Consider the following 22,444-nt stretch of genomic DNA (forward strand, 5'->3'; position numbering starts at 1 on the left):
TTCGTGCCGAAGACTCCACCGGGTCCGCCGGGTGCCCGCCGGAGGCTCAGCGCGCGCTCGCGACGAACATCGCCACCACCATGGCGAGCGCGAGCAGCACGCCCGCGCGGCGGAGCATCGCCTGCATCTCCCGCATGAACTTCGGCGGCTTGTTCTCGGGGTCCGACCACAGCATGGCTCCGATCCTCCGGCCGGGGCGGCCGGGGCGCCTGAGTACGGATACTCAGGCGCCCCGGTGCGGAAGGACTATTCGCGGAGGAGTGGTGCGGCGGGCGCGCTGACGCGCGGACGGCCGCGCCGGGGCTACGCCCGGGCGAAGACCCCGTCGCGCGCCGCCGCGAGGGCCGCCGTGACCGCCCGTTCCGCCGCGGCCGCGGTGACCTCCTCGTGGGTGACGGTGAAGCGGTAGTAGAGCGGCGCGGAGACGGCGCGGAGCAGTTCGGCGGGGTCGGTCTCCGCGGGGACCTCGCCGCGGGCCGCGCCCCTGGCGACGACGGGTGCCCATTCGGCGAGCCGGGTCCGGTAGAAGCCGGCGAGCGCGCGGGCGCACTCCTCGTCGCAGGCGGCCGCGGCGATGACCGCGCGGAAGACGGCGCCCATCCGGGGGTCGGTGAGGGTGGCCCGTACGAGCTCGGCGTTGGCGCGCAGGTCGCCGGCGAGGCTGCCGGTGTCGGAGGCGGGCAGGGACTGTTCGGCCATGTCGTGCAGGAGGTCGGTGACCAGGCCGACGGGGGAGCCCCAGCGCCGGTAGACGGTCGTCTTGCCGACCTCGGCGTGGGCGGCGATCCGGTCCATGTTGAGGGCGTGGAAGCCCGCTTCGGCGAGGGCGTCCCGGGTGGCGTCGAGGACGGCCCTGCGGACCTTCGCGGTGCGGCCGCCGGGGCGCAGGGTGCCGGGCGAGGCCGGCCGGCTCTCAGTCAAATGGGTCTCCTGTTCCATTAACGCCATCGACTCTGCTACGGTACGGGACATCTTAACGGAACCAGTCTCCCATTAAGGGGTGCTACGCATGGTTGCCCTGGATCTCCCCGCCCCCACGGACGCACCGGCCGACACGCCCACCGGCCGCCCTGACACCCGGATGACCGGCCGGATGCGGCTCGTCCTCGTCGTCCTCCTCGTCGCCCAGTTCATGCTCGCCGTCGACTTCTCGATCCTGAACGTCGCCCTCCCCGTCATCGGCCAGGGACTCGGCTTCAGCCTCGGCGGCCTCCAGTGGATCGCCACCGCCTTCGCCCTCGCCGCCGCCGGCTTCACCCTGCTCTTCGGGCGCGTCGCCGACCTCGTCGGACGCCGCCGCCTCTTCCTCGGCGGCATGGCCCTCCTCGGCGTCTCCTCCCTCGTCGGCGGCCTCGCCACCGGCCCCGAGATGCTGATGGCCGCACGGGTCGCCCAGGGCCTCGCCACCGCCGCCGTCACCCCCGCCGGGCTCTCCCTGCTCACCGCCTCCTTCCCGGAGGGCCCGCTGCGGGCCCGCGCCCTCGGCCTCAACGGCGCCCTGATGTCCGCGGGCTTCACCACCGGCGCGATCCTCGGCGGAGTCCTCACCGACCTGCTCTCCTGGCGCTGGGCCTTCCTCGTCAACGTGCCGGTGGCGCTCGCCGTCCTCCTCGTCGCCCCCGCCGTCCTCACCGAGAGCCGCCCGGCGGTCCGGCCCCGGCTCGACGTGCCCGGCGCGATCACCGTCACCGGCGGGCTCCTCGCCCTCGTCTACGGCCTGACCGTCAGCGGCGAGCACGGCTGGACCGACCCGGTCGCGCTCGTCGCCCTGGCCGCCGGGGCCGCGCTCCTCGCCGTCTTCGTCCTCGTCGAACGCCGCGCCGCCGCCCCCCTCGTACCGCTCCACATCCTGAGGCGCCGCACGGTCGTCTGGGGCAACCTCGCCGGGCTCGTCGCCTTCGTCACCGAGACCTCGCTGGTCTTCCTGATGACGCTCTACCTCCAGGACGTCCTCGACTTCTCCCCCCTCGCCGCCGGCCTCTCCTTCGGCGTCCTCGGCGCCGGCACCGTCCTCGGCGGGGTGTTCGCCTCCCGCTTCATCGGCCGCTTCGGCCCCCGGACCGCCCTGGTCTCCGGCGGACTCCTCCAGGCCCTCGCGACCGTCTCCCTGTACGGGCTCGGCGAAGGCCCCGGCAGCCTCTGGCTGCTGCTCACCGCGACCTTCGCCGGCGGCGTCGGCAACATGCTCGCGATCGTCGGCTTCATGGTCACCGCCACCTCCGGCATCCCCGACCACGAGCAGGGCACGGCGACCGGCCTGGCGACCATGACCCAGCAGATCGGCATCACCATGGGCACCCCGATCATGAGCGCTGTCGTCGTCACCGCGCCCGTCCTGCTCGACGGCATCGGCCTGGCGGTGCTCGTCAACGCCTCGATCGTGGCCGCCGGAGCCGTACTCGCCGGCCTGTTCCTCCGTCGTACGTGACCGGCGGCGGACACGGGAAAGGCCGGACCCCGCACAGGGGTCCGGCCTTCCGCCGTCCGACGGCTACACCGGCCAGTACGACCGGGCCCAGGCCCGCGGGCCCGGCCGGTGCCGCACCGCACGGGCGATCCGCGACGGGTCCGACCAGCTCTCCGGTACGGCCGGGCCGCCGCCCTCGGCGGACGCCGCCGCCGTCGCCGCGGCCCGCGCCTGGACCACCGCCAGTGCGGCGGCCAACTCCTCCGGGGTCGGGTTTCCCCGTACGACCTTGATCACAGCGACTCCTTCGAGGTCCTGGAGGGATTTAGAGCGGGATGTTGCCGTGCTTCTTCGGAGGCAGGGATTCCCGCTTCGTCCGCAGCTGACGCAGCCCCTTCACGATCTGCGGGCGGGTGTCCGACGGCAGGATCACCCCGTCGATGTAGCCGCGCTCGGCCGCCGTGTACGGGTTGAGCAGGGCGTCCTCGTACTCCCGCATCAGCCGCGCCCGCTCCGCCTCCTGGTCCTCCGCCTCCGCGATCGTCCTGCGGTGCAGGATGTTGACCGCGCCCTGCGCGCCCATCACCGCGATCTGCGCCGTCGGCCACGCCAGGTTCAGGTCCGCGCCCAGGTGCTTCGAGCCCATGACGTCGTACGCGCCGCCGAAGGCCTTCCGCGTGATGACCGTGATCAGCGGGACCGTGGCCTCCGCGTACGCGTAGATGAGCTTCGCGCCGCGCCGGATGATGCCGCCGTACTCCTGGTCCACGCCCGGCAGGAAGCCCGGCACGTCCACGAAGGTGAGGACCGGGATGTTGAAGGCGTCGCAGGTGCGGACGAAGCGCGCGGCCTTCTCGGACGCGTCGATGTCCAGGCAACCCGCGAACTGCATCGGCTGGTTGGCGACCACACCCACCGGGAAGCCCTCGACACGGCCGAAACCGGTCACGATGTTCGGCGCGAACAGCGCCTGCGTCTCCAGGAACTCGCCGTCGTCGAGGACGTGCTCGATGACCCGGTGCATGTCGTACGGCTGGTTCGCCGAGTCCGGGATCAGCGTGTCCAGCTCGCGGTCCTCGTCCGACACCTCGGTCTCCGCGACCTCAGGGAAGGTCGGCGGCTCCGAGAGGTTGTTCGACGGAAGGTAGGACAGCAGGGACTTCACGTACTCGATGGCGTCCTTCTCGTCGCCCGCCATGTGGTGCGCCACGCCCGAGGTCGCGTTGTGCGTCCGCGCCCCGCCCAGCTCCTCGAACCCCACGTCCTCACCGGTCACCGTCTTGATGACGTCGGGACCCGTGATGAACATGTGCGAGGTCTGATCCACCATCACCGTGAAGTCGGTGATCGCGGGCGAGTACACCGCGCCGCCCGCGCACGGGCCGACGATCAGCGAGATCTGCGGGATCACCCCGGAGGCATGCGTGTTGCGGCGGAAGATCTCGCCGTACATGCCGAGCGCGCTCACCCCCTCCTGGATGCGGGCGCCACCGGAGTCGTTGATGCCGATGACCGGGCAGCCGGTCTTCAGCGCGAAGTCCATCACCTTGATGATCTTCTGGCCGTACGTCTCGCCCAGCGCACCGCCGAAGACCGTGAAGTCCTGCGAGAACACCGCCACCGGACGGCCGTCGACCGTGCCGTAGCCGGTCACCACGCCGTCTCCGTACGGACGGTTCTTCTCCAGGCCGAAGTTGGTCGAGCGGTGCCGGGCCAGCTCGTCCAGCTCGACGAACGACCCCTCGTCGAGCAGCAGCGCGATCCGTTCGCGCGCGGTCAGCTTGCCCTTCGCATGCTGCTTCTCCACCGCACGCTCCGAGCCGGCGTGGGTGGCCTCGTCGATACGGCGCTTGAGGTCCGCGATCTTGCCTGCGGTCGTGTGAATGTCGATCTCGTACTGCTCTGCCGGCTCGGACATCGGGATGCGGCTCCCTGCCTGGTCACGGGGGGTTCGTTGACTACGAATGGGCTACTGCTCAGCTACTGAGCCGTAGCGTATCGACGCCGATACGGTTCGGCACTGCGGTCTTTGCCACACCTAGTCTGGCTTGCATGACGTCCACCCAAGGCTCCGGCGGACCCTGGTCCGACCTCGACCGGCCCCCACTGAACGCCCCCGCGCTGCGCCGCGCCCTCGTCCTCCCCGACGGACTGTGGACCTCGCTCGACGTGGTCCCCACCACCGGATCCACCAACAGCGACCTCACCGCCCGCGCCGACGAACTGCCCGAGGGCGCGGTGCTCGTCGCCGAGGAGCAGACCTCCGGCCGCGGCCGCCTCGACCGCAGCTGGACCGCCCCCGCCCGCTCGGGGCTCTTCCTCTCCGTCCTCCTCAAGCCCGCGGCGCCGGTCCACCGCTGGGGCTGGCTCCCGCTGCTCACCGGCGTCGCCGCGGCGACCGGCCTCGCCAAGGCCGCCGGCGTCGACATGTCCCTCAAGTGGCCCAACGACCTGCTGGTTTCCGTCGGAGGCGAGGAACGCAAGACCGGCGGCATCCTCGCCGAGCGGGCCGGAGCGGACGGCGTCGTCGTCGGCCTCGGCATCAACGTCACCCTCCGCGAGGACGAACTCCCCGTCCCCGCGGCCGGCTCCCTCCTCCTCGCCGGCGCCGTCTCCACCGACCGCGACACCCTCCTGCGGGCCGTCCTGCGCTCCCTCGCCGAGTGGTACGGCGACTGGTCGCGGGCCGACGGAGACCCCGCCGAATCCGGCCTCCAGGCGGCCTACGCGGCCGGCTGCGCCACCCTCGGCCGCCGCGTCAGGGCCGAGCTCCCCGGCGAGCGGATGCTGGAGGGCGAGGCCGTGGCCCTCGACGGCGACGGCCGCCTGGTCGTCGCCACGGAAGGCGGCGGCACGGAGGCGGTCGGAGCCGGCGACATCGTCCACCTCAGGACCTAGGGGGTGTCTTGTCGATCAGGCCGGATCAGGGAGCGGCGGCTGGTGCCGTGCATCGCAAGGCGGAGGAGGGAGTCGACGCGGAGCGTCGACGAGTGACGACAACGCGGCGAGGCGCGGTGCCAGGCGTCGCGAGCCCGGCATGATCGGCAAGACACCCCCTAGGGGGTGCCGTGCCGGTCAGGCGGCTCGACCGGCAGGACACCCCCGGGTCCCGGCCCGCGGACCACGGCGGCGGACTTCAAGGCGTGAGCCAAGCCACAGCTGTCGTATCGTGGACCGCGATCCAGGGCGACAGATCGGCAGGGCAAGTGGGCAGGGAACGGGCAGGAGGCGGCCGGTGACCGTCGACGACGAGAACGAGGGCGGCGCGCCCGAGCCTCCCACGTACCCCACCCCGCATCACGAGGTCGACCACACGGCGGAGCCGACCGACGATCCGCTCGCCATCCGCCTCGAACAGCTCATCCTCGGCGCGGACCGCCGCTACACCCCGTTCCAGGCCGCCCGGACGGCCGGCGTCTCCATGGAGTTGGCCTCCCGGTTCTGGCGCGCCATGGGCTTCGCCGACATCGGCCAGGCCAAGGCGCTCACCGAGGCCGACGTGCTGGCCCTGCGCCGGCTCGCCGGTCTCGTCGAGGCCGGACTGCTCAGCGAGCCGATGGCCGTCCAGGTCGCCCGTTCCACCGGGCAGACCACGGCCCGGCTCGCCGAGTGGCAGATCGACTCCTTCCTGGAGGGCCTGACCGAGCCGCCCGAGCCCGGCATGACCCGCACCGAGGTCACGTACCCCCTGGTGGAGCTGCTCCTGCCCGAGCTGGAGGAGTTCCTGATCTACGTCTGGCGGCGGCAGCTCGCCGCCGCCACCGGCCGGGTCGTGCAGGCCGCCGACGACGAGGAGATGGTCGACCGGCGCCTCGCGGTCGGCTTCGCCGACCTCGTCGGCTTCACCCGGCTCACCCGCCGCCTCGAGGAGGAGGAGCTCGGCGAGCTCGTCGAGGCCTTCGAGACCACCTGCGCCGACCTGGTCGCCGCGCACGGCGGCCGGCTCATCAAGACCCTCGGCGACGAGGTGCTGTACGCCGCCGACGACGCCGGCACCGCCGCCGAGATCGCGCTGCGCCTGATCGAGACCCTCAGCCACGACGAGACGATGCCCGCACTGCGCGTCGGCATCGCCTTCGGCACGGTCACGACCCGGATGGGCGACGTCTTCGGCACCACCGTGAACCTGGCGAGCCGCCTCACCTCGATAGCGCCGAAGGACGCCGTCCTCGTCGACGGCGCGCTCGCGGAGGAGCTCTCCAGGACCGGGGAGGCGCCCGTCTCGGAGACGGAGGCCGCCGAGGAGGCGGCCCGTGCCGAGAAGGAGGGCCGGCAGCCGGCCACGTACCGCTTCGCGCTCCAGCCGATGTGGCAGCGCCCGGTCCGCGGCCTCGGCGTCGTCGAACCCTGGCTCCTGACCCGCCGCCCCACCTAGGATCTCCCGTGAACGCCTGTTAACCCTCGTTAACAGGCCCTGACCGGGAGGGTGTGCGGGATGTCCGAGCAGCGTTTTGGTGAGTTCGTCGTGGTCCGGAAGGACGCGGACGGGCCCGGCGGCGGGCACGTCGCCGAGCTGGTCCTCGACCGGCCCAAGGCGATGAACGCCGTCTCCTCCGAGATGGCCCGCTCCCTCGGTGCCGCCTGCGAGGCGCTCGCCGCCGACGCCTCCGTCCGCGTCACCGTGCTGACCTCCTCGAACGACCGGGCCTTCTGCGTCGGCGCCGACCTCAAGGAGCGCAACTCGTTCACCGACGCCGAGCTGGTCCGCCAGCGGCCGACCGCGCGCGCCGCCTACACCGGCGTCCTGGAGCTGCCGATGCCGACCGTCGCCGCCGTGCACGGCTTCGCCCTCGGCGGCGGTTTCGAGCTGGCGCTCGCCTGCGACGTGATCGTCGCCGACGCGACCGCCGTGGTCGGCCTGCCCGAGGTCTCCGTGGGCGTCATCCCCGGCGGCGGCGGTACGCAGCTGCTGCCGCGCCGGGTGGGTGCGGCGCGCGCCGCGGAGCTGGTCTTCACGGCCCGCCGGGTGGAGGCGGCGGAGGCCCGCGAGCTGGGCCTGGTGGACCTTCTGGAGGAGGACGCGCGGACGGGCGCCCTGGAGCTCGCGGGCAGGATGGCGGCCAACTCGCCGGTCGGGCTCCGCGCGGCGAAGAAGGCCATGCGGCTCGGCCAGGGCCTGGACCTGCGGGCGGGCCTCGAGGTCGAGGACGCGGCGTGGCGGTCGGTGGCCTTCTCCGGGGACCGGGCGGAGGGCGTGGCGGCCTTCAACGAGAAGCGGAAGCCGAACTGGCCGGGTGAGTGAGTTTTACCGTTTTGTACTAAATGTGACTTACGGTGACGTCTCGGAAGGGAAAACGGATCAAACCTCCCTAAGCTGGAGGAATGGGTGAGGACGTACGGCTGCGGGCCGTAGTGGCGCTGGCGCAGGGGATGGCGGCGGCGCACACTCCACGCGAGTTCTGGCGGGCGGCGGCGCTCGGGTCCTGCGAGGGGCTCGACGGGAGCTTCGCCGCCCTCTCCGTCTGGCAGCGGGACCACGGCCGCCTCAAGGTCCTGGTGAACGCCGGGCAGCGGGCGGTGGGCGAGGAGGAGTTCCCGGACTCGGAGACGTACCCGGTGCACCAGTTCCCCGAGATCACCGAGTTCCTGCACGAGCAGTGGGCGGGCGGCGGTGAGCCGGACGCCTGGGTGGAGACCGCCGACGACCGGGTCCCGACGGGCCGGGTGACCGGTCTGCGCCGGCGCGGGCGGGGCTGCTGCGTGGTGGCCCCGATCGTGCTGCACGGCCGGGCGTGGGGTGAGCTGTACGTGGCCCGCCCACCGGAGCAGAAAGCTTTCACCCGGGCGGACGCCGACTTCGCGACCGTCCTGGCGGCGGTGGTCGCGGCGGGCATCGCCCAGGCGGAACGCCTGGAGGAGGTCCGCAAGCTCGCCTTCACCGACCCGCTGACCGGCCTCGCCAACCGACGGGCCGTCGACACCCGCCTCGACGAGGCCATCGAGCGCTACCGGGCGGACGGCTCCGTCGTCAGCCTGATGGTCTGCGACCTCAACGGCCTCAAGCGGGTCAACGACACCCATGGCCACGCCGTCGGCGACCGCCTCCTCGAACGCTTCGGCTCGGTCCTCTCCCGCTGCGGCGCCATGCTCCCCGGCGCCCTCGCGGCCCGCCTCGGCGGCGACGAGTTCTGTCTGCTGACGGTCGGCCCGACGGCGGACGAGGTGGTCGCGGTCGCCGAGGAACTCTGCGTACGGGCGGCGGAGCTGGAACTGGGGGAGGGCGTGGCCTGCGGGGTGGCGTCCACCGGCGACCCGATCGGGCCCCTGAGGTCCGCCCGCCGCCTCTTCCGCCTCGCGGACGCTGCCCAGTACCAGGCGAAGGCGGCCCGCTCGTCGAAACCGGTGGTGGCGGGCCGCGACGGCACGGTCATCCGCCTCGCGGACGCCCCGCCGGGAGCCCGCGACCGCCGGAGGTTCCGGGACGCACCGCCGGTGGAGCTGCCGCCGGAGGGCGGGGACGGGGGCGGGTGAGGAGCCGCGGGCGCGGGCTTCCCCTCGGGGGGGCGTGGGCGGCGGACCGGGGGTCATCGGCGAGGATCGATCCGGTAAGGGGTCGTCCGGTGGAGGGCCGGTGACGAAGTCACCTAGTGACATGTCGGTCTTCAATCCGTAGGGTGCTGAATATGGATATGCAGACAGTCGTCCTCGGCACGTCCGGCACGACCCCGCAGGACGTCATCGACGTCGCCCGTCACGGCGCCCGCGTCGAGCTGTCGCCCGAGGCCGTGGAGGCCCTGGCCGCCGCCCGGGACATCGTCGACGCGCTCGCCGCCAAGCCCGAGCCCGTCTACGGGGTCTCCACCGGCTTCGGCGCGCTCGCCACCCGGCACATCGGCCATGAGCTCCGCGCCCAGCTCCAGCGCAACATCGTCCGCTCGCACGCCGCCGGCATGGGCCCGCGCGTCGAGCGCGAGGTCGTCCGCGCCCTCATGTTCCTGCGGCTGAAGACCGTCGCCTCCGGTCACACCGGCGTCCGCCCCGAGGTCGCGCAGACCATGGCCGACGTCCTCAACGCCGGCATCACCCCGGTCGTCCACGAGTACGGCTCCCTCGGCTGCTCCGGCGACCTCGCCCCGCTCTCCCACTGCGCCCTCGCGCTCATGGGCGAGGGCGACGCCGAGGGCCCCGACGGCGTGGTCAAGCCGGCCGGCGAGCTGCTCGCCGCCGCCGGCATCGCGCCCGTCGAGCTCAAGGAGAAGGAGGGCCTCGCCCTCCTCAACGGCACCGACGGCATGCTCGGCATGCTGATCATGGCCCTCGCCGACCTCGACACCCTCTACAAGTCGGCCGACATCACCGCCGCGCTCTCCCTCGAAGCCCTCCTCGGCACCGAGAAGGTCCTCGAACCCGAGCTGCACGCCATCCGCCCGCACCCCGGCCAGGCCGCCTCCGCCGCCAACATGCTCGCCGTGCTCAAGGGCTCCGGCCTCACCGGCCACGCCCTCGCCGGCGAGGCCCCGCGCGTCCAGGACGCCTACTCGGTGCGCTGCGCCCCGCAGGTCGCCGGCGCCGGCCGCGACACCATGGCCCACGCCCGGCTCGTCGCCGAGCGCGAACTGGCCGCCGCCGTCGACAACCCGGTGGTGCTGCCCGACGGCACGGTCCGCTCCAACGGCAACTTCCACGGCGCCCCCGTCGCGTACGTCCTCGACTTCCTCGCGATCGCCGCCGCCGACCTCGGCTCCATCGCCGAGCGCCGCACCGACCGGCTCCTCGACAAGAACCGCTCGCACGGCCTGCCGCCCTTCCTCGCCGAGGACGCGGGCGTCGACTCCGGCCTGATGATCGCCCAGTACACGCAGGCCGCCCTGGTCAGCGAGATGAAGCGGCTCGCCGTCCCGGCCTCCGCCGACTCCATCCCGTCCTCCGCGATGCAGGAGGACCACGTCTCCATGGGCTGGTCCGCCGCCCGCAAGCTGCGCACCGCGATCGGCAACCTCAACCGGATCATCGCCGTCGAGCTGTACGCCGCCACCCGCGGCGTCGAGCTCCGCGAGGGCCTGACCCCGGCCCCCGCCAGCCGGGCCGCGATCGCCGCCCTGCGCGCGGCCGGTGTCGAGGGTCCCGGCCCGGACCGGTTCCTCGCCCCCGACCTGGCGGCCGCCGACGCCTTCGTACGCGAAGGGAAGCTGCTCGCCGCGGTGGAGCCGGTCACCGGCCCGCTGGCCTGACCGGACGCAGAAGCCGAAAGGGCCCGCCCCGGGACTCCCGGGGCGGGCCCTTCGCCGTCTTCGCCGTCTTCGCCGTTCGCTCAGGACGTCCGGTCGCGGCGCCGCATCGCGAGCGCCACGAAACCCGCACCCACGCCCAGGAAGCCCGTCCCGCCGATCAGATACGGCACGGTGTCCCGGCTCCCGGTCTCCGCCAGGCGGTCACCCGCGGCGGAGCCGTCCTCGGTCACCCCGATGCGTACCCCGCCCTGCTCGTCGGTGGCGTTCGCCGAAGGTACGAACCACAGGGCGCACAGCAGTGTCCCGGCGGCGGTCGCGGTGAGCAGGGGGCGGCGGGCGGCGGACACGGAAATTTCGATCTCCCTTGCGGAAACCGCGCATTGGTCGGTGAGCAGATGCTAGTGAACACAGCGGGTCGCGGGAAAGCCGGGAGCCCGCGGACCCTACGCTCCGATCCATGAGTACTTCTGAGTCACCGCGCTATGTACGCCTTCGGGTCGATGTGGTCCTGGAGATCGACGGACCCGAGGCGCTGGCCGAGGCCGCCGAGGCCCGGATCGACGCCGACGAGTTCATGCCGGAGGAGGAGCGGGTGCCCGCCCGGGCCGCCGCCCGCGAGGACAGCGCCGAGGCGCTCGCGTACCTCGTCGAGCCCTTCGACCTGATCCGCGACGTCCCCGGGATCGAGATGGTCCAGGCCTCCTGGAGCAGTGAGGAGATCGAGTACGACCCCGATGCGCTTGAGTGGGACATCGACGGGGAAGATGGGGTGGACGAAGACGACGACGACCGGTCGTAGGACCGGTATCCGCCCTGTTCACAGGCCCCGGGACGGCGTCCCGGGGCCTGTTCGCGCGCCGGGCGTCCGGACCTGCGGGGAGCCGCGGGAACCGGGCGGTCCGTCCGTGCGTGTGGATCAGTGGCGTTCCCCACAAACGCCCCGTTTCCGGAACCGGACGGGGTGTCATGGGCGTTCATACAAGAAGTTGGCAGGGAACCGGCGACGATGGAGAAGCGTGTGATGACGGACGGCAAGCGCCGCCGCAGGAGCCTGGCCGCCGCGGCCGCCGTGCTCGGCGGCGTGCTGGTGCTCTCGGCGTGCAACGACGGGGACAAGGGCGGCAGCGCCTCCGGATCCGCGACGCCCCAGTCACAGGCCCAGGTCGACGAGGCGGCCGCGCAGAAGACCTCCAAGGCGCAGATCACCATCTCGCCGAAGAACGGCGCGCAGAACGCCTCCATCAACAACGACGCCAAGGTCACCGTCGCCGAGGGCAAGCTCACCGAGGTCACCATGACCTCGGCCGAGGGCGAGGCGGTCAAGGGCGAGATAGCGGCCGACGGCCTCAGCTGGAAGCCGACCGGTCAGCTCAAGCGCGCCACGGTCTACAAGATCGCCGCCACGGCCACGGACGCGGCGGGCCTGGAGGCCCACGAGAACTCCTCGTTCACCACCGTCTCCAAGGCCAACAGCTTCATCGGCAACTTCACGCCCGAGGGCGGCTCGACCGTCGGCGTCGGCATGCCGGTCTCGATCACCTTCAACAAGGCGATCACCGACAAGAAGGCCGTCCAGGGCGGCATCAAGGTCACCTCCAGCAGCGGCCAGGAGGTCGTCGGGCACTGGTTCAACTCCCAGCGCATCGACTTCCGCCCCGAGACCTACTGGACCGAGGGCTCGACCGTCACCCTCAAGCTCGACCTCGACGGCGTCGAGGGCGCCGACGGTGTCTTCGGCGTCCAGCAGAAGACCGTCACCTTCAAGATCGGCCGCAACCAGGTCTCCACCGTCGACGTCGCCACCAAGACGATGACGGTCACCCAGGACGGCAAGACGATCAAGACCATCCCGATCTCCGCCGGCTCCCCGGACAACCCGACCTACAACGGTCAGATGGTGATCTCCGAGAAGTTCAAGGAGACCCGGATGAACGGCGCGACCGTCGGCTTCACCGACTCCGACGGCAAGGGCGAGTACGACATCAAGGACGTGCCGCACGCGATGCGCCTGTCCACGTCGGGCACGTTCATCCACGGCAACTACTGGGGCCCGGACTCGATCTTCGGCTCGGCCAACACCAGCCACGGCTGCGTCGGTCTGAACGACGTCAAGGGCGCCGGCGACCCGAACCAGCAGGCCGCCTGGCTGTTCGACCACTCGATCGTGGGTGACGTCGTCGTCGTCAAGAACTCCAAGGACAAGACGATCGCCCCGGACAACGGCCTCAACGGCTGGAACATGAGCTGGTCGGCCTGGAAGGCCGGCTCGGCGCTCTGACACCCGGCACGCGCGTACGGGAACGGCGGCCCCCTCCACCACGGAGGGGGCCGCCGTTCCCGTACACGCGTCACCAGTGCTTCCGGGTCACCGGCCCTTCCGCGTCACCGCACGGGTTCCTCCACGCCCCACTGGGCCAGCAGCCGCAGCGCGTCCGCCGAGGCGGTCCCCGGCTCCGCCTGGTACGTCACGAGCACCAGGTCCGGGTCCGCCCCGGCCACCTTCAGGCTCTCGTACGACAACGTCATCTCGCCCACCAGCGGATGCCGCAGCCGCTTCGTGCCGTGACCCTTGTCCGCCACCGTGTGCGCCGCCCACAGCGAGCGGAACTCCTCGCTCTTCACCGACAGTTCGCCGACCAGCGCGAGCAGCGCCGGATCGTCCGGGTAGCAGCCCGCGTACAGCCGCAGCACGCTCACCACCTCGGTCGCCTTGGCCTCCCACTCCAGGTACAGATCCCGCGCGTTCGGCCCGAGGAAGACCAGCCGGGCCATGTTGCGCTCCTCCGGCGCCATCGCCGTGAAGTCGCCGAGCAGCGCCCGGGCCATCCGGTTCCAGGCGAGGATGTCGAGCCGGCGGCCGACGAGGACGGCGGGGACGGCGTCCATCGAGTCCAGCAGATGCTGCAGACCGGGCCGCACCAGCTGGGGGCGGGTGATCGCCGCCCGGTGCTGCTTCTTCTTCGCCGTCGGCTTCGCCAGATGCGTCAGGTGCGCCCGCTCGCTGTCGGTCAGCCGCAGCGCCCGCGCGATGGAGTCGAGGACCTCCATGGACACGTTCCGCCCGTTGCCCTGTTCGAGGCGCGTGTAGTACGCCACCGAGACCCCGGCCAGCTGGGCGAGCTCCTCCCGCCGCAGGCCCGGCACCCGGCGGTGGCGGCCGAAGTCCGGCAGGCCCACGTCCTCCGGCTTCAGCCGGGCCCGGCGCGAGCGCAGGAACTCACTGAGTTCGGCACTGAGGTCCATCCGGCGATTCATGGGGCGGTCCATGGGACGATCCACGCTGCGATCCATGCGTCCCGATTATCCCAGGCCGGACACCGGGACGGACGCCTGTTCCTGTCCCTGCCAGTGGTAGGCACACCGGACGTACGCAGAACAGGGGGCTGGGTGATGCCGGGCCCGCCGCGCAGGCTTGAGCCATGACCACGAACGTGACCACCGTCCCCGCGTACGCCGCACCCGCCGCCAACGCCCCGCTGGAGCGCACCACCGTGCCGCGCCGGCCCGTCGGCGAGCACGACGTCCTCATCGAGATCAAGTACGCCGGCATCTGCCACTCCGACATCCACCAGGCCCGTGACGGCTGGGGCGAGGGCATCTTCCCGATGGTCCCCGGCCACGAGATCGCCGGAATCGTCACCGAGACCGGCGCCGGGGTCACCAGGTTCCAGGTCGGCGACCGCGTCGGCGTCGGCTGCTTCGTCGACTCCTGCCGGGAGTGCGCGTACTGCCTCCAGGGCCTTGAGCAGTACTGCGTAAAGGGCGGGACCGGTACGTACAACGCCCTCGACAAGAACGGCGAGCCCACCTACGGCGGCTACTCCAGCCACATCGTCGTCGATGAGAACTACACCCTGCGCATCCCCGAGGGCATCGGCCTCGACGAGGCCGCCCCGCTGCTCTGCGCGGGCATCACCCTCTACTCCCCGCTCGCCCACTGGAAGGCGGGCCCGGGCAAGAAGGTCGCGATCGTCGGCCTCGGCGGCCTCGGCCACATGGGCGTCAAGATCGCCCACGCGCTCGGCGCCGAGGTGACCGTCCTCAGCCAGTCGCTGAAGAAGCGGGAGGACGGCCTGAAGCTGGGCGCCGACCACTTCCACGCCACCAGCGACCCGGCGACCTTCACCGAGCTGGCCGGCACCTTCGACCTGGTGATCTCCACGGTCTCCGCGCCGCTGGACTTCAACGCCTACCTGAGCCTGGTCAAGACCGACGGCGCCCTGGTCAACGTCGGCGCCCCCGAGGAGCCCGTCTCCGTCAACCTCTTCTCTCTCATCGGCGGCCGCAAGACCCTCGCCGGCTCGATGATCGGCAGCATCGCCGAGACCCAGGAGATGCTCGACTTCTGCGCCGAGCACGGCCTGGGCGCGGAGATCGAGGTGATCGCCGCGGACCGGATCAACGAGGCGTACGAGCGGGTCATCGCGAGCGACGTCCGCTACCGCTTCGTGATCGACGCGTCGACGATCTGACCCCCGGGGCCCGGTCGCACGAGGGATGCCCGCGCCCGGGCCCGGGTCCGGGTCCGGGTCCGTCGACGATCTGACCCCGGGTCCCCGCCGTCCGAAGGACGCCCGCGCCCGGGCCGGGTCAGGTGACCCGGCCCGAGCGGAGCTCCAGACGGCCGCCGCCGAAGCCCGCGCGGAAGCGGGGGTCGTGGGAGACCGCGACCACCGCGCCCGGGAACGCGGCGAGGGCCCGCTCCAGGTCCTCCACCAGGGACAGCGCCACGTGGTTGGTCGGCTCGTCCAGGACCAGCAGGTCCGCCGGGCGGGTCACCAGACGGGCCAGCTCGAGGCGGCGCTGCTGGCCCACCGAGAGCCGGGCCACGGGCACGCCCAGGTCCTCCTCCCGGAACAGCCCGAGGGCGAGCAGCTCCTCCGCGTGCTCCTCGGGCGGGCCGGGGCGGCCCGCCGCGTACGCCGACAGCAGCGGTTTCCCGGACTGTACGGCGGGCAGCTCCTGGCGCAGATGGCCGACGGCGGCCGGCCGGGTGACCGTGCCGGCGTCGGGGCGCAGGTCCCCGGCGAGGACGCGGAGCAGCGTCGTCTTGCCGGCGCCGTTGGGTCCGGAGACGAGCAGCCGGTCACCGGCCGAGATCCGCAGCGCGTCGATCCGCAGCCGTTCGCCGACGACGACGTCACGGAGCTCCGCGAGCGGCCCGTCCGAGGCGGCTCCCGCCGCGTCTCCCGCCGGGTCCCCGGCCCCCGCGGCGCGGTCCGCCGCCGCGATCCGGGCCGTGAAGCGCAGCGGCTCCGGCGGGGCGGGGACCGGGTTGCCGCGCAGCTGGTCGAGCCGCACCCGGGCCGCCCTGACCTGGCCGGACAGCTTGTTCTCGTGGGAGCGGCGGTGCTTGCCGAAGCCCTGCCGCGGGTCCTTCCCCGATCCCGCGAGCCGCTGCCCGGCCGACGCCACCAGGGCCTCCGTGCGGGCCAGTTCCTCCCGCCACTCCTCGTGGTCCTGGGCCCAGCGGCGCCGCGCCGCGGCCTTCGCCGCCCGGTAGCCGGCCCAGCCGTCGCCGTACCGGGTCACCGCGCGCGTGTCCCGGTCGACCTCCAGGATCGTCGTCGCCATGCCCTCCAGGAAGGCCCGGTCGTGGGTGACCGCCACGACCGTGCCCCGGTGGGTGCGCAGCCGTTCCTCCAGCCAGGCCGCGGCGGCCCGGTCGAGGTGGTTGGTCGGTTCGTCGAGGAGGAGCAGCTCGGCGCCGGAGGCCAGCACGCAGGCGAGGGCGAGCCGTGCCTGCTCGCCGCCGGAGAGGGTGCCGAGGCGGCGCCCGTACGGGACGTGGCCGAGGCCGAGCCCGTGCAGGGCGGCGTCGACCAGGGCGTCGGCCTGGTAGCCGCCGCGCTCCTCGTAACGGGCGGCGAGTTCGCCGTACGCGAGGAGCTCGGCCGGGGTCGCGGAACCGAGGGTCTCCTCGGCGGCCCGCAACTCCCTTTCCATGGTGCGGAGTTCGGCGAGGGCCGCGTCGACGGCGGCCCGCACGGTGTGCTCAGGACCGAGGCCGAGGGTCTCGGCGAGCGTCTGCGCGAGGCGCGCGACGCCGCCGGGGAAGCGGACGGTCGCCTCCCCGGTGTCGGGGGCCTCCGCCCCGGCCAGGAGCCGGAGCAGCGTGGACTTGCCGGAGCCGTTCTCGCCGATGACGGCGGCCTTCTCCCCGGGGCGGACGGTGAGGGAGACCTGGTCGAGGACGGAGCGGTCCCCGTAGGCCTTGGAGACGTCCTTCAAGGTCAGTTGGGCGCGGTCGCGCATGGGTTCTTTCCCTGGGTGCTGGGGTGCGTTCGGGCCGTGGAGGGGACACCGGGACCACCACTGCCGCGCCCCGAGGGCGCCGGTTCAGCGGGTCAGACCGTGTCCGCGGCCGGAATCAGAGAAAGAAGTAGAACGAACCCATGCCCGCGAGTGTAGCTAGGGGGTGCGGGAGTCCGCCGCGCAATAAACGAGGAGGTCGGCGAAGCGCAGCCACTGGAGGACGGGCGCCCACCGCGGCGGGCCCAGGCTCAGATGGCGGTGGAGGCCGGCGACGATCGCGGCCGTCTCGTCCCGCGTCGCCTCGTCCGGGCGTCCGAGAGCGCCGAGATAGGCCGCCGCGCAGGCGTCGAGCCGTGCGTGCAGCTCCCCGAGGTCCTCGAGACGGGCCGCGGGGACCAGCGCGGGGTCGGGCGGCGGGCCCTGGAGGAACGCCGCCCTGCGGTTCGCCACGGCCGCGACGAGACCCAGCCGTGAGGGCGCCGTCTCGGTGGGCCAGTGCGGCCGCCACGGCAGGAACACCGGCGGGCCGCCGACGGTGCGGCGGCCCGCCGCCTTCTCCGCCCGCCGGCGCGCCGCGAACGCCGTCGTCTCCCGCAGCCGGACCGCGCGGCTCGCCTCCAGGGTGTCGAGCGCGCGCAGCAGCGCCGCCGGGTCCCGCCGCAGATCGGGCTCGGGGAGCGCCGTCGCGGCGAGGTACGCCCAGGTCGCGTGGTAGCCGAGCGGCGCGTACTCCGTGACGGCGCTCCGCAGCGCCCGGTGGCGCCGCGCGGGCGACGACTCCTCGTCGCGCACCCGCCGCGCGTAGGTCCCGAAACTCATCCGGCGAAGCCCCCCGGGCCGCTCGTCAGCCGTCGGCCCTGGCGACACCGATCGGGCAGGAGACGCCGGTCCCGCCGATGCCGCAGTAGCCGGCCGGGTTCTTGTCCAGGTACTGCTGGTGGTAGCCCTCGGCCGGGTAGAAGGCACGGCCCTCCGCCGGGAGGATCTCCGTGGTGATCGTGCCGTAGCCGGACCCCGTGAGGACCTTCTGGTAGGCCTCGCGGGAGGCGTCGGCCGCCGCGGCCTGGGCGGGGGAGTGGGTGTAGACGGCGGAGCGGTACTGGGTGCCCACGTCGTTGCCCTGGCGGAAGCCCTGGGTCGGGTCGTGGGACTCCCAGAACAGCTTCAGGAGGGACTCGTACGAGACCTTCGACGGGTCGAAGACGACCCGGACGACCTCGGTGTGTCCGGTCAGGCCCGAGCAGACCTCCTCGTACACCGGGTTAGGCGTGTGGCCGCCCTGGTAGCCGACGAGGGTCGTCCAGACGCCGTCGGTCTGCCAGAACTTGCGCTCGGCACCCCAGAAGCAGCCGAGGGCGAAGTCGGCGACCTCCAGGCCCTCCGGGTAGGGGCCGGTGAGGGGGTTGCCGAGGACGGTGTGGCGCTCGGGCACGCCGAACTCCGGCTCGGAGCGGCCGCGCAGGGCCTGCTCGGGGGTGGGGAGGACGGGGGTGCGGGACAGGAACATGCTGCATCTCTCCTCGACGGTCGGCAGTGGTCACAACAAAGGGGGCGTGAGCGCGATTCCCACGCCCCCTCGGAAGCCCGTGCCCCGGGCCGGGCGACGCGCCGGCGTCGTCAGCGCGGCAGCGTCGCCGGGCTGCCGCCGTTCGCCTCGTACCCGGCCACCGCGAGGTTCCGGAAGACCGTGAACTCCGCCGCCGGGTCCCCGCTCAGCGTCCACGGCACCGCGCCCACGTGCCCGTCGACCTTCACCAGCTGGTGCATGGCCTCCGCCCAGCGCTCGCCGCGCACCAGGAACCACACGAGCAGATGCCGGACGTGCGCCAGCATCGGGTCGTCCGGGCGGGCCGAGTGCACCGCGTACAGCGCCCCGTCCATCGCCTTCGCCACCACCGCCGTACGGAAGAAGTCCTGCACCATCACCATGTCCGGCACGTGCTCGTACACCGCGAACAGCGGCAGCGCGGCGAGCAGCGAACCGTGCGGGGCGCGGGCCGCCGCCGTCGTCGCGAAGTGGTCGGCCTCCTCGCGCGAGCCGTGCCACTTCTCGCACCAGTAGTGCAGGGCCGCGAGGTGCGCCCCCATGTGCTGCGGCGCCCGGTCGATGACCTGCGCCCACACCTGGTCGAACTGCTCGTGGCCGTAGCCGAGACCGCGCGCCACGGCCAGCTGCGTGATGTACGGGACGGGATCGCCCGGGGCGAGCAGCGCGGCCTCCTCGGTGACCTTCCGCGCCTCCTCGAGGATGATCCGGAAGTCGTCGGTCCCCGCCGCCGAGGAACGCCACGCCTGCTGCACCAGGAACTCGCCGTGCACGGCCGCGCCGCCCGCGTCCTTCGGGGCCTCGGCCCGCCAGGTCCGCAGCCACGCGCCGCCCACGCCGGGCCGCTCCTGGAGTTCCAGGGACGCGGCGCCCGCGAACGCCTGGACGCGCTGCCAGCGCACCTCGCCGTCCTTGCCGGTGGCGGCGAGCAGCCGCGAGGCCGGCTTCCAGTCCTGGGTCGCCTGGACGACGTCGAGGACGTGCAGCAGCTCGTCGTCGGCGCCCGGGAGCCGCACGTCCTGGTCCTCCTGACGCACGAAGCCGTACGCCTCCGGGTCGGCCGCGTCGGGGGCGCCCGGCGCGACCTGGCGGATGCCGCCGCCGCGACGGCGCATCACATAGGGGCCGAGGACGCCGAACAGCAGGCCGAGGGCGATCAGGAACCAGAGAATGTCCATGTGTCCATTGTCCAGGACACCCGATGAGACGATCGCCGCGGCGGGGTCCGCGCAGGACTACGCTCCTGACCCATGAGCGACCAGCACTCCCACCAGAGCTTCGAGACCCGCGCGATCCACGCGGGCAACACCGCCGACCCGCTGACCGGCGCGGTCGTCCCGCCCATCTACCAGGTGTCCACCTACAAGCAGGACGGTGTGGGCGGGCTGCGCGGCGGTTACGAGTACAGCCGCAGCGCCAACCCCACCCGTACCGCCCTCGAGGAGAACCTGGCGGCCCTGGAAGGCGGCCGCCGCGGTCTCGCCTTCGCCTCCGGCCTGGCCGCCGAGGACTGCCTGCTGCGCACGCTCCTCGTGCCCGGCGACCACGTGGTCATCCCCAACGACGCCTACGGCGGCACGTTCCGGCTCTTCGCCAAGGTCGTGGAGCGCTGGGGCGTGGACTTCTCGGTGGCGAACACCTCCGACGTCGACGCGGTGCGCGCCGCCGTGAACGACCGCACGAAGCTGATCTGGGTCGAGACCCCGTCGAACCCGCTGCTCGGCATCACCGACATCGAGGCGATCGCCGGCGTGGCCCGCCAGGCCGGGGTGAAGCTCGTCGTCGACAACACCTTCGCGTCGCCGTACCTCCAGCAGCCGCTGGCGCTCGGCGCGGACGTCGTCGTGCACTCGCTCACCAAGTACATGGGCGGCCACTCGGACGTCGTCGGCGGCGCCCTGGTCACGGCCGACGAGGCGCTCGGCGAGGAGCTCGCCTACCACCAGAACGCGATGGGCGCGGTCGCCGGCCCGTTCGACTCGTGGATCGTGCTGCGCGGCATCAAGACCCTCGCCGTGCGCATGGACCGCCACAGCGAGAACGCCGAGAAGATCGTCGAGATGCTCACCCAGCACCCGAAGGTCACCCAGGTCCTCTACCCGGGCCTCCCGGAGCACCCGGGGCACGAGGTCGCCGCCAAGCAGATGAAGTCCTTCGGCGGCATGATCTCCTTCCGCGTGCAGGGCGGCGAGCAGGCCGCCGTCGAGGTCTGCAACCGCGCGCAGCTGTTCACCCTCGGTGAGTCGCTGGGCGGCGTCGAGTCGCTCATCGAGCACCCGGGCCGGATGACCCACGCCAGCGTCGCGGGCTCCGCCCTGGAGGTCCCCGCCGACCTCGTCCGCCTGTCGGTGGGCATCGAGAACGTCGATGACCTGCTGGCGGACCTGCGCCAGGCGCTGGGCTAGGAAGCCCCGGGGCCGGGCGGGCGCTCCTGCCGTACGGAGCGTCCGCCCAGCCCGTCGACCGGGCCGGTGCACTCAGGTGCCGGGCAGCGGCTCCTTCATCGACGCCCGGATCTCCTCGCGCAGCTCGGGGCTGTCCGTGTGCTCGTGGACGGTGATCACGTGCTGGAGGGCCGCCCGGAGCAGCTCCTCCTCCTCGCCCGCCATGTAGAGCGAGCAACCGGAGACGCTCGGTTCGTCCCGGCAGTCCGTTGCTTTCCTGGCCATGACGACCTCCTGACGGGCCCGCGGACAGGCCCCTGATGTCCAGGCTAGGACCGTCCTCACAAGCCGTCGAACGGCGGCGTGGTCGCCGCAGGCGGGACCTGCCAGGGCCGCGCCGCCGACGCCCACACCACGAACGCGACCACCGCGACCGCGGCCAGGAACCACAGCACCCGCCGCACCCGCCGGGCGCGGTGCAGCAGCCGGGCCCCGTGCTCCGCCGCCCGCCGCCCGAGGTCGCCGGGGACCGGCGGATGCGGGCCGTCGAGCAGCTCCCGCACCGCCGCCTCCTCGTCCTCGTACCGGCTCACGCGGCGGCCCTCCCGGTCGCGGAGCCGCTCCTGCCCCCGGCCGAGCCCAGCGTGGCGACCGCCCGGGCGCAGACCGCCCCGACCCGCGCCTCGGACAGTCCGAGCAGCGCCGCGATCTGCTCCTCGGCCACCCCCTCGTACAGCCGGAGGACGACGACGAGCCGCTCCTGCGGGTGCAGCGCCGAGAGCACCCCGCCCCGGCCCGCGTGGTGCCGCCGGGCGGTGCGCGCGAAGCGGACGGCGAGCTCGCTGCGGGTCAGGGCGTACGGGTCCTCGTGGCGCGAGCGGCCCCACACCGCGTACGTGTGGGCGAGGGCGGCGGTCAGCAGCGCCCGGGCGTACGGGTTGCGGGAGCGGGTCTCGGCGGTCAGCAGGGTCGCGGCGTGCAGCAGCCGCCCCGCCGCCCCGGCCACGAACGCGTCGAACTCCCGGGCGCGGTGGGCCCGTTCGGCGCGCCCGGTCCGCTGTTTGGCCACGTCCTCATCTGAGGACAGCGCGCGGACGGGGTCAAGAGGTCGGCGCGGACTCGCCCGTCCCCTCGGCCGGCGAGGCGGCCGGCGACGACGGCGCGGACTCCGCCGCCGGACCGCCCGTGTGCGCCGACTGCCGTGCCGACAGGGCGGTGTTGAAGCGGGTGAGCAGGGTGCAGAAGGACTCGCGCTCGTCCGGCGTCCAGCCCTCGGTGACCTCCACCATCAGCTGCCGGCGGGAGGAGCGGACCTCCTCGAGGCGGGCGAGCCCGCGCGGCGACAGCTGGAGCACGACCGCGCGCCCGTCCTCCGGGTGCGAAGTGCGCTTCACCAGGCCGGTGTCGACGAGCGGGGCCACCTGGCGGGTGACGGTCGACGAGTCGATGCCCATGCCCGCCGCCAGCGCCTTGACGCCCATCGGGCCTTCCTGGTCAAGGCGGTTGAGCAGCAGGTAGGCGGCGCGGTCCATCGAGTTGCGGAGCTGGCCGGTGCCGCCGAGCCGGGTCTGCTCGGCCCGGCGGGCGAAGACGGCCACCTGGTGCTGGAGGGCATCGAGGAGACCGGGGTCGAGCTCAGTCATCATGTCCTGAGATGTGGGCATGGCTGTGGGTCTCTCTC

24 protein-coding genes are annotated in these 22,444 nt (G+C 73.0%); 10 read left to right on the top strand and 14 right to left on the bottom strand.

Going from position 1 to position 22,444, the window contains the following annotated elements:
* Positions 1-46: 46 nt before the first annotated feature.
* Positions 47-175 (bottom strand): morphogenic membrane protein MmpB, encoded by a 129-nt coding sequence (mmpB, locus tag DEJ43_RS38585; RefSeq protein ID WP_015035781.1) that lies wholly within the window; start codon positions 173-175, stop codon positions 47-49.
* A gap of 128 nt (positions 176-303) precedes the next feature.
* Positions 304-972 carry a TetR/AcrR family transcriptional regulator gene (locus DEJ43_RS23015; protein WP_015035782.1) on the bottom strand — a complete coding sequence of 223 codons (669 nt, stop codon included), beginning with the start codon at positions 970-972 and terminating at the stop codon, positions 304-306.
* 37 nt (positions 973-1,009) lie between these two features.
* On the opposite strand from DEJ43_RS23015, the gene DEJ43_RS23020 reads away from it, so the two are divergent.
* On the top strand, positions 1,010-2,428 hold the full coding sequence (locus tag DEJ43_RS23020; protein WP_015035783.1) for an MFS transporter: 1,419 nt from the start codon (positions 1,010-1,012) through the stop codon (positions 2,426-2,428).
* A gap of 63 nt (positions 2,429-2,491) precedes the next feature.
* Here the strand turns inward: DEJ43_RS23020 and DEJ43_RS23025 are convergent, their stop codons facing one another.
* A complete protein-coding gene (locus tag DEJ43_RS23025) occupies positions 2,492-2,704 on the bottom strand; it encodes an acyl-CoA carboxylase subunit epsilon (protein ID WP_015035784.1) in 213 nt (70 codons plus the stop codon).
* 28 nt (positions 2,705-2,732) lie between these two features.
* Entirely contained in the window at positions 2,733-4,325 is a 1,593-nt protein-coding gene (locus DEJ43_RS23030; RefSeq protein ID WP_015035785.1) for an acyl-CoA carboxylase subunit beta, read from the bottom strand.
* A 134-nt stretch (positions 4,326-4,459) separates the two neighbouring features.
* Between DEJ43_RS23030 and DEJ43_RS23035 the strand changes: the two genes are divergently transcribed.
* The 5 genes from DEJ43_RS23035 to hutH all read left to right on the top strand — a co-directional run bounded on the left by DEJ43_RS23035 (position 4,460) and on the right by hutH (position 10,578).
* The gene (locus tag DEJ43_RS23035) at positions 4,460-5,305 is read left to right on the top strand and encodes a biotin--[acetyl-CoA-carboxylase] ligase (protein ID WP_015035786.1); all 846 of its coding nucleotides are present in this window, start codon (positions 4,460-4,462) and stop codon (positions 5,303-5,305) included.
* Positions 5,306-5,642: 337 nt separating this feature from the next.
* On the top strand, positions 5,643-6,782 hold the full coding sequence (locus DEJ43_RS23040; protein ID WP_015035787.1) for an adenylate/guanylate cyclase domain-containing protein: 1,140 nt from the start codon (positions 5,643-5,645) through the stop codon (positions 6,780-6,782).
* 60 nt (positions 6,783-6,842) lie between these two features.
* Positions 6,843-7,649, top strand: coding sequence for an enoyl-CoA hydratase/isomerase family protein (locus DEJ43_RS23045; protein WP_015035788.1), 807 nt, complete (start codon positions 6,843-6,845; stop codon positions 7,647-7,649).
* Between the two features lie 80 nt (positions 7,650-7,729).
* Positions 7,730-8,878 (top strand): GGDEF domain-containing protein, encoded by a 1,149-nt coding sequence (locus DEJ43_RS23050; RefSeq protein WP_015035789.1) that lies wholly within the window; start codon positions 7,730-7,732, stop codon positions 8,876-8,878.
* Between the two features lie 158 nt (positions 8,879-9,036).
* Complete coding sequence (gene hutH, locus DEJ43_RS23055) at positions 9,037-10,578, top strand: histidine ammonia-lyase (protein ID WP_015035790.1); 1,542 nt, start codon at positions 9,037-9,039, stop codon at positions 10,576-10,578.
* A gap of 80 nt (positions 10,579-10,658) precedes the next feature.
* Here hutH and DEJ43_RS23060 read toward each other — a convergent pair whose 3' ends face one another.
* Positions 10,659-10,925: a hypothetical protein gene (locus tag DEJ43_RS23060; RefSeq protein ID WP_015035791.1), complete on the bottom strand. Its 267-nt coding sequence runs from the start codon at positions 10,923-10,925 to the stop codon at positions 10,659-10,661.
* A 110-nt stretch (positions 10,926-11,035) separates the two neighbouring features.
* Between DEJ43_RS23060 and DEJ43_RS23065 the strand changes: the two genes are divergently transcribed.
* The gene (locus DEJ43_RS23065) at positions 11,036-11,377 is read left to right on the top strand and encodes a hypothetical protein (protein ID WP_015035792.1); all 342 of its coding nucleotides are present in this window, start codon (positions 11,036-11,038) and stop codon (positions 11,375-11,377) included.
* 207 nt (positions 11,378-11,584) lie between these two features.
* A complete protein-coding gene (locus DEJ43_RS23070) occupies positions 11,585-12,856 on the top strand; it encodes a L,D-transpeptidase (RefSeq protein WP_041662819.1) in 1,272 nt (423 codons plus the stop codon).
* Between the two features lie 104 nt (positions 12,857-12,960).
* Here the strand turns inward: DEJ43_RS23070 and DEJ43_RS23075 are convergent, their stop codons facing one another.
* A complete protein-coding gene (locus DEJ43_RS23075; protein WP_041662821.1) occupies positions 12,961-13,821 on the bottom strand; it encodes a helix-turn-helix domain-containing protein in 861 nt (286 codons plus the stop codon).
* Between the two features lie 176 nt (positions 13,822-13,997).
* Here DEJ43_RS23075 and DEJ43_RS23080 point away from each other — a divergent pair, with 176 nt between their 5' ends.
* Positions 13,998-15,050, top strand: coding sequence for an NAD(P)-dependent alcohol dehydrogenase (locus tag DEJ43_RS23080; RefSeq protein WP_015035795.1), 1,053 nt, complete (start codon positions 13,998-14,000; stop codon positions 15,048-15,050).
* A 118-nt stretch (positions 15,051-15,168) separates the two neighbouring features.
* Here the strand turns inward: DEJ43_RS23080 and abc-f are convergent, their stop codons facing one another.
* The 4 genes from abc-f to DEJ43_RS23100 all read right to left on the bottom strand — a co-directional run bounded on the left by abc-f (position 15,169) and on the right by DEJ43_RS23100 (position 19,557).
* A complete protein-coding gene (gene abc-f, locus DEJ43_RS23085; protein WP_015035796.1) occupies positions 15,169-16,833 on the bottom strand; it encodes a ribosomal protection-like ABC-F family protein in 1,665 nt (554 codons plus the stop codon).
* A gap of 156 nt (positions 16,834-16,989) precedes the next feature.
* Entirely contained in the window at positions 16,990-17,652 is a 663-nt protein-coding gene (locus DEJ43_RS23090) for a hypothetical protein (RefSeq protein ID WP_015035797.1), read from the bottom strand.
* A gap of 25 nt (positions 17,653-17,677) precedes the next feature.
* The gene (gene msrA / locus DEJ43_RS23095; RefSeq protein WP_015035798.1) at positions 17,678-18,340 is read right to left on the bottom strand and encodes a peptide-methionine (S)-S-oxide reductase MsrA; all 663 of its coding nucleotides are present in this window, start codon (positions 18,338-18,340) and stop codon (positions 17,678-17,680) included.
* A 110-nt stretch (positions 18,341-18,450) separates the two neighbouring features.
* Positions 18,451-19,557 carry a tetratricopeptide repeat protein gene (locus DEJ43_RS23100; RefSeq protein ID WP_015035799.1) on the bottom strand — a complete coding sequence of 369 codons (1,107 nt, stop codon included), beginning with the start codon at positions 19,555-19,557 and terminating at the stop codon, positions 18,451-18,453.
* A 72-nt stretch (positions 19,558-19,629) separates the two neighbouring features.
* On the opposite strand from DEJ43_RS23100, the gene DEJ43_RS23105 reads away from it, so the two are divergent.
* Complete coding sequence (locus tag DEJ43_RS23105; protein WP_015035800.1) at positions 19,630-20,784, top strand: cystathionine gamma-synthase; 1,155 nt, start codon at positions 19,630-19,632, stop codon at positions 20,782-20,784.
* Between the two features lie 72 nt (positions 20,785-20,856).
* Here DEJ43_RS23105 and DEJ43_RS23110 read toward each other — a convergent pair whose 3' ends face one another.
* From DEJ43_RS23110 to DEJ43_RS23125, 4 genes are read right to left on the bottom strand one after another with little or no spacing between them, the layout of a single operon-like run.
* Positions 20,857-21,048, bottom strand: coding sequence for a DUF1059 domain-containing protein (locus tag DEJ43_RS23110; protein WP_015035801.1), 192 nt, complete (start codon positions 21,046-21,048; stop codon positions 20,857-20,859).
* A gap of 56 nt (positions 21,049-21,104) precedes the next feature.
* On the bottom strand, positions 21,105-21,356 hold the full coding sequence (locus DEJ43_RS23115; RefSeq protein ID WP_015035802.1) for a hypothetical protein: 252 nt from the start codon (positions 21,354-21,356) through the stop codon (positions 21,105-21,107).
* A complete protein-coding gene (locus DEJ43_RS23120; protein WP_015035803.1) occupies positions 21,353-21,832 on the bottom strand; it encodes a sigma factor-like helix-turn-helix DNA-binding protein in 480 nt (159 codons plus the stop codon). The genes DEJ43_RS23115 and DEJ43_RS23120 overlap by 4 nt, the downstream gene beginning before the upstream one ends.
* A 31-nt stretch (positions 21,833-21,863) precedes the next feature.
* A complete protein-coding gene (locus DEJ43_RS23125; protein WP_015035804.1) occupies positions 21,864-22,427 on the bottom strand; it encodes a MarR family winged helix-turn-helix transcriptional regulator in 564 nt (187 codons plus the stop codon).
* Positions 22,428-22,444: the final 17 nt, after the last annotated feature.

Source organism: Streptomyces venezuelae ATCC 10712 (assembly GCF_008639165.1).
Lineage (GTDB): Bacteria > Actinomycetota > Actinomycetes > Streptomycetales > Streptomycetaceae > Streptomyces > Streptomyces venezuelae.

Excerpts from the sequence above, each read along its gene's own strand:
- DEJ43_RS23015 (WP_015035782.1), bottom strand. The coding sequence starts at position 972 with ATGTCCCGTACCGTAGCAGAGTCGATGGCGTTAATGGAACAGGAGACC.
- abc-f (WP_015035796.1), bottom strand. The coding sequence starts at position 16,833 with ATGCGCGACCGCGCCCAACTGACCTTGAAGGACGTCTCCAAGGCCTAC.
- DEJ43_RS23030 (WP_015035785.1), bottom strand. The coding sequence starts at position 4,325 with ATGTCCGAGCCGGCAGAGCAGTACGAGATCGACATTCACACGACCGCA.
- DEJ43_RS23070 (WP_041662819.1), top strand. The coding sequence starts at position 11,585 with ATGGAGAAGCGTGTGATGACGGACGGCAAGCGCCGCCGCAGGAGCCTG.
- DEJ43_RS23035 (WP_015035786.1), top strand. The coding sequence starts at position 4,460 with ATGACGTCCACCCAAGGCTCCGGCGGACCCTGGTCCGACCTCGACCGG.
- DEJ43_RS23110 (WP_015035801.1), bottom strand. The coding sequence starts at position 21,048 with ATGGCCAGGAAAGCAACGGACTGCCGGGACGAACCGAGCGTCTCCGGT.
- DEJ43_RS23090 (WP_015035797.1), bottom strand. The coding sequence starts at position 17,652 with ATGAGTTTCGGGACCTACGCGCGGCGGGTGCGCGACGAGGAGTCGTCG.
- DEJ43_RS23075 (WP_041662821.1), bottom strand. The coding sequence starts at position 13,821 with ATGGACCTCAGTGCCGAACTCAGTGAGTTCCTGCGCTCGCGCCGGGCC.
- msrA (WP_015035798.1), bottom strand. The coding sequence starts at position 18,340 with ATGTTCCTGTCCCGCACCCCCGTCCTCCCCACCCCCGAGCAGGCCCTG.
- hutH (WP_015035790.1), top strand. The coding sequence starts at position 9,037 with ATGCAGACAGTCGTCCTCGGCACGTCCGGCACGACCCCGCAGGACGTC.
- DEJ43_RS23050 (WP_015035789.1), top strand. The coding sequence starts at position 7,730 with ATGGGTGAGGACGTACGGCTGCGGGCCGTAGTGGCGCTGGCGCAGGGG.
- DEJ43_RS23105 (WP_015035800.1), top strand. The coding sequence starts at position 19,630 with ATGAGCGACCAGCACTCCCACCAGAGCTTCGAGACCCGCGCGATCCAC.
- DEJ43_RS23100 (WP_015035799.1), bottom strand. The coding sequence starts at position 19,557 with ATGGACATTCTCTGGTTCCTGATCGCCCTCGGCCTGCTGTTCGGCGTC.
- DEJ43_RS23125 (WP_015035804.1), bottom strand. The coding sequence starts at position 22,427 with ATGCCCACATCTCAGGACATGATGACTGAGCTCGACCCCGGTCTCCTC.
- DEJ43_RS23080 (WP_015035795.1), top strand. The coding sequence starts at position 13,998 with ATGACCACGAACGTGACCACCGTCCCCGCGTACGCCGCACCCGCCGCC.
- DEJ43_RS23045 (WP_015035788.1), top strand. The coding sequence starts at position 6,843 with ATGTCCGAGCAGCGTTTTGGTGAGTTCGTCGTGGTCCGGAAGGACGCG.
- DEJ43_RS23020 (WP_015035783.1), top strand. The coding sequence starts at position 1,010 with ATGGTTGCCCTGGATCTCCCCGCCCCCACGGACGCACCGGCCGACACG.
- DEJ43_RS23065 (WP_015035792.1), top strand. The coding sequence starts at position 11,036 with ATGAGTACTTCTGAGTCACCGCGCTATGTACGCCTTCGGGTCGATGTG.
- mmpB (WP_015035781.1), bottom strand. The coding sequence starts at position 175 with ATGCTGTGGTCGGACCCCGAGAACAAGCCGCCGAAGTTCATGCGGGAG.